Here is a 4,845-nt window from a genome sequence, read left to right as displayed (position 1 = left end):
TGAGAGGTGTTGATGGTGATACCACGAGCTTTTTCTTCTGGCGCGTTATCGATCTGATCGAAAGCACGTGCAGAACCACCGTAGGTTTTAGCCAGAACGGTAGTGATTGCGGCTGTCAGGGTAGTTTTACCGTGGTCAACGTGGCCGATAGTACCGACGTTAACGTGCGGTTTTGAACGTTCAAATTTTTCTTTAGACATCGATTGTCCCTCTAAGACACGGATAAATCGGTGGTATCACCACATCAACCAAGCATATGCTTGCTGAATCTATAACAGAATGAAAATCAGGGGGCGAGAAAATAAGAAGTGGTGCTGATAGGCAGATTCGAACTGCCGACCTCACCCTTACCAAGGGTGCGCTCTACCAACTGAGCTATATCAGCACATCTTGGAGCGGGCAGTGGGAATCGAACCCACATCATCAGCTTGGAAGGCTGAGGTAATAGCCATTATACGATGCCCGCATCCTGGAACTCGGCTACCTGATTTTTCTGTAGAATTTTGGGATGGAAACAGGATTGTTGATCGCTTGATTCCTCACCCTTCGCGTTATACAGCATCAGATGCGCTGTACAACCCGAACCGTCGAAGGCTTTCGCCTTCATCTTCCGCAATTTTCTGCCGAAGACAAGATTGGTGGTGGGGGAAGGATTCGAACCTTCGAAGTCTGTGACGGCAGATTTACAGTCTGCTCCCTTTGGCCGCTCGGGAACCCCACCAGATTTTATCTTTTTGTACTTGATGGTGCCGGCTACCGGAATCGAACTGGTGACCTACTGATTACAAGTCAGTTGCTCTACCAACTGAGCTAAGCCGGCATCAAGTGCAGCGCATTCTAGGTAGAGCGGGCGGCCTATGCAACAAAAAAATTGCGTTACGTGCACTTTCGCTCATAAATTACCCAGATTTGCAAAATGTACGGCAATTCTGCCTGACAGATGTGCAAATAAGCATCAACCATTCGCTTCGTTTCGACTGCTGCATGGGTTTTAGAACCGGGTTAATCAAACCTTTTGCCGACCCATAGTGATAGCTTTCATTGATGCATCCACTGTGTCTGGTCCCACGGCTCAGAAAACACGTATCCACGTTGTTAGCCAGTGATGGCCAGCAATATCCCCCTCGTGACACCCGGTGCCGGTGAATGACCGCCACGTCCCCCGACACGCAGGCAACCTGGTGCAATTAACCAGACAGTGGATAGGTCGTTCACGTTGCGGTAGCAGCAGACGATACGCCCATGAATGGCGTTTGCAGCCCTCTCATTATCAAGTGCGTGCCTGTTCGCACAATTGACATAATCTGCTGTCGATCGACAACATTTTCGAAAAAAGTCTACGCCTGAAAGCCAGCTATCTATAATATGCAGCTTGTTTATTATCTGGAGTTGGCGTCCGGCGCCGTTCCCAACCTGCGTTAACAGGCAGAATTTGGCTTATGATAAAAAGAGATCAATCTTTAGCGACGCCTTATCTACAGTTCGATCGTACCCAATGGGCTGCGTTGCGAGATTCGGTGCCGCTGACGTTGTCGGAAGAAGAGATTGTTAAACTAAAAGGGATTAACGAAGATCTCTCTTTGGAGGAAGTGGCACAAATCTATCTGCCGCTTTCGCGACTGCTGAACTTCTATATCAGTTCGAACCTGCGTCGTCAGGCTGTACTGGAACAGTTTCTTGGCACTGACGGCCAGAGAATACCGTATGTGATAGGTATTGCCGGCAGCGTAGCCGTAGGCAAAAGTACCACCGCGCGCCTGCTGCAAGCCCTACTTAGCCGCTGGCCGGAACATCGCAGCGTAGAACTGATCACCACCGATGGCTTTCTGCATCCCAACAAGGTGCTGAATGAACGTGGCCTAATGAAGAAAAAAGGCTTTCCGCAATCTTATGATATGCATAGCCTGGTAAAATTTGTTTCAGAAGTGAAGTCTGGCGCCAAGCGCGTCACTGCGCCGGTCTATTCGCACCTGATATATGATGTTGTGCCTGAGGGTAATAAGGTAATAGAACAGCCCGATATATTGATTCTGGAAGGCCTGAATGTCTTGCAGAGCGGTATGGATTACCCACACGATCCGCATCATGTATTTGTTTCAGACTTTGTTGATTTCTCCATATATGTCGATGCGCCTGAAGATTTACTGCAAACCTGGTATATCAACCGGTTCCTTAAGTTCCGTCAGGGCGCATTTTCCAATCCGGACTCGTATTTTCATAACTATGCCAAGCTGTCTGAAAGCGAGGCGGTAAATATTGCCACGCAGTTATGGAACGAGATTAACGGACTGAATTTACAGCAAAATATACTACCAACCCGCGAACGTGCGAGCCTGATCATGACCAAAAGCGCCAATCATGCGGTTGAAAGTGTACGCCTAAGAAAATAAACCAGACATATCAGGGGACTGAATGTCCCCTGATAAATTATGTTTATTCAGCGCTTCGCAGTGATATTTCTCCACCAATAAACGGTTTTAACTCACCGTCTTGTTCGAGTAACAAAGCGCCCTGCTGATCGATACCACGGGCAATACCAAATATCTGCTGTTCACCAATCAACAACTTTACCGGCCGGTCGATAAAATTATCCAAATTGCGCCAGCGCGAAATAAATGGCGCCAATCCTTCTTGTTCAAACTGCCGTAACGCCCTGCGCATTTCATTAAGCAACATTGCGGCCAGTTCGTTACGATCGATAGTAATACCGGCTTCCTGCAGGTTAATCCAACCTTGATTGATAGCGTCTGCATTGGTTTCGCGCATCGCCAGGTTAATACCAGCGCCAATCACCAATTGCGCTGCATCCCCAGTTTTACCGGTCAGTTCTACCAGGATCCCAGCCAACTTTCGATCGTTCAGATATAAATCGTTTGGCCACTTCACTCGAACCTTTTCGGCGCCGAGACGCTGCAGCACCTCGGTCATGACGATACCGATAACCAGACTCAGGCCAATTGCCGCCGCAGGGCCTTGCTCCAAGCGCCAGAACATCGAAAGGTAGAGGTTGGCACCGAACGGAGATACCCAATGCCGTCCACGTCGTCCCCGCCCCGCCTGCTGATATTCAGCGACACAGGCATCGCCTGATGCCAGTTCGGCGATACGGTCAAGCAAGTACTGGTTGGTTGAATCAACGACCGGCAGTACGGTTACACGCTTATCAGCCAGCTGTTGCAAAATACGTTGCGCATCAAGCAGCTGGATAGGCGCAGGTAAACTATACCCCTTGCCCGGCACCGTAAAGACGTCCAAACCCCATTCACGAATCGTCTGGATATGTTTATTAATCGCTGCCCGGCTCATGCCCAGCTCTTCACCTAACTGCTCGCCAGAATGAAATTCCCCATCTGACAATGATGAAATAAGCTTTAACGGGATTTTGGTATCTTTCATGAAAGCACCTCCACGGCATTTACCTCGCCTGTAGCGCTAATGAAACGCACCTCAGGTTCGAGCCAGACATCGAACCTGTCGGCGACCGTATTACGCACGTGCCGTGCCAAAGCGACGACATCCTGCGGGAGTGCTTCGCCCTGGTTTATCAGTACCAGAGCCTGTTTACTGTGTACGGCGGCTCCGCCGATACGGTAACCTTTAAGCTGGCATTGATCGATCAGCCAGCCCGCGGCCAATTTTACCTGCCCATCACACTGCGGGAAATGTGGCATGGTTGGATAGCTCGCCAGCAGACTGGCCGCCGCCTCTGCGCTAACAACCGGGTTTTTAAAAAAACTCCCGGCATTGCCGGTGATCCTTGGATCAGGCAATTTGCTACGGCGCATCTCACAGACGGCATCAAAGACCTGTCGTGGCGTTACGCTCGCAGGATCCAGTTTGGTCAGTTCGCCATAGCCCAGCGAAGGTTGCCACGCCTTGTTGAGCTTTAGGCCCACGGCAACGATGATATGCCCGGTTCTATATTGATGCTTGAAGATGCTTTCCCGATAGCCAAATTCGCAACGCTCTGGGGTCATGCGATCTATTTCACCCGTTTTGAAGCTCAGCAAATCAACATATTCACAGACATTTTTCAGTTCAACGCCATAAGCGCCAATATTCTGTATAGGTGCCGAGCCGACGCAGCCCGGTATCAGCGCCAGGTTTTCCAGGCCGTGCATCCCCTGTTCCAACGTGTGGCTGACCAACTTATGCCAATTTTCACCGGCGCTGACGTGCAAGTGCCAGGCATCCTGCTCTTCGCGAACCTTAATGCCATGCAATTGATTGATCATGACCGTGCCGGCGAAATCTTCAAGAAACAGGACGTTACTTCCCTCACCGAGTATCAGCAATGGCTCTTGTCGTTTTTGCGACTTTTGCCAGACCTTTATCATCAGTTCGATTTTTTCTGCTATGACCAGTTGCGCAGCATTGATCGGGAGCGCAAACGTATTGTGATTTTTTAAAGAAGCGCTTTCAGTAGACATGATAGTAAATACTCTTGCAGAACATATTATCGCTTAGTCTACTCGATTAAACGCGCGTGGCTATTGTTTGTTGTCATTGTCACCCCTTTGACGGCGTAAACCAGACAAATATCACTTAATAGCGCCACGATACAGGAATAATCTCATATCAATCAATAAGATATATAAATACTTGATATAAAAACCATCAAGTAGACAGCGATATAAATGAACTTAGCCGCTTATTTAACGAGGCAGGATAAGTCGGAATAGGGCTATATCGATAAAGCGCTACCTATGGTCATTCGCGTTTATTTAAAACGTGTATGAAGACATGAATACTCTGACTGGATAACAGACAAAACAAAAAGCCCTACGTTTTCACGTAGGGCTTGTTGCTTTATTTGATGCCTGGCAGTGTCCTACTCTCGCATGG

4 protein-coding genes and 4 tRNA genes are annotated in these 4,845 nt (G+C 48.8%); 1 reads left to right on the top strand and 7 read right to left on the bottom strand.

Annotated features, from left to right (window positions below):
• From ACCC84_RS23290 to ACCC84_RS23270, 5 genes are all read right to left on the bottom strand, one after another.
• On the bottom strand, positions 1-200 hold a 200-nt coding region (locus ACCC84_RS23290; protein WP_368439369.1), incomplete at its 3' end, for a GTP-binding protein.
• A 109-nt stretch (positions 201-309) separates the two neighbouring features.
• A tRNA-Thr gene (locus ACCC84_RS23285) sits at positions 310-385 on the bottom strand.
• Between the two features lie 6 nt (positions 386-391).
• Positions 392-466, bottom strand: a tRNA-Gly gene (locus ACCC84_RS23280).
• A gap of 170 nt (positions 467-636) precedes the next feature.
• Positions 637-721 (bottom strand) — tRNA-Tyr (locus ACCC84_RS23275).
• Positions 722-744: 23 nt separating this feature from the next.
• Positions 745-820, bottom strand: a tRNA-Thr gene (locus ACCC84_RS23270).
• Between the two features lie 619 nt (positions 821-1,439).
• Between ACCC84_RS23270 and coaA the strand changes: the two genes are divergently transcribed.
• Positions 1,440-2,390, top strand: coding sequence for a type I pantothenate kinase (gene coaA / locus ACCC84_RS23265; RefSeq protein WP_004957720.1), 951 nt, complete (start codon positions 1,440-1,442; stop codon positions 2,388-2,390).
• A gap of 43 nt (positions 2,391-2,433) precedes the next feature.
• Here the strand turns inward: coaA and birA are convergent, their stop codons facing one another.
• The gene (birA, locus tag ACCC84_RS23260) at positions 2,434-3,396 is read right to left on the bottom strand and encodes a bifunctional biotin--[acetyl-CoA-carboxylase] ligase/biotin operon repressor BirA (RefSeq protein WP_004957718.1); all 963 of its coding nucleotides are present in this window, start codon (positions 3,394-3,396) and stop codon (positions 2,434-2,436) included.
• On the bottom strand, positions 3,393-4,430 hold the full coding sequence (murB, locus tag ACCC84_RS23255) for a UDP-N-acetylmuramate dehydrogenase (RefSeq protein ID WP_004957716.1): 1,038 nt from the start codon (positions 4,428-4,430) through the stop codon (positions 3,393-3,395). The genes birA and murB overlap by 4 nt, the downstream gene beginning before the upstream one ends.
• Positions 4,431-4,845: the final 415 nt, after the last annotated feature.

The sequence above is a fragment of the Serratia odorifera genome (assembly GCF_041448735.1).
GTDB classification, from domain to species: domain Bacteria; phylum Pseudomonadota; class Gammaproteobacteria; order Enterobacterales; family Enterobacteriaceae; genus Serratia_F; species Serratia_F odorifera.
The sequence above is the reverse complement of the archived record's forward strand: the minus strand, read 5'-3'. Positions and strand labels throughout refer to the sequence as shown.

Coding starts and splice junctions, on each gene's coding strand:
- coaA (WP_004957720.1), top strand. CDS start 1,440: ATGATAAAAAGAGATCAATCTTTAGCGACGCCTTATCTACAGTTCGAT.
- birA (WP_004957718.1), bottom strand. CDS start 3,396: ATGAAAGATACCAAAATCCCGTTAAAGCTTATTTCATCATTGTCAGAT.
- murB (WP_004957716.1), bottom strand. CDS start 4,430: ATGTCTACTGAAAGCGCTTCTTTAAAAAATCACAATACGTTTGCGCTC.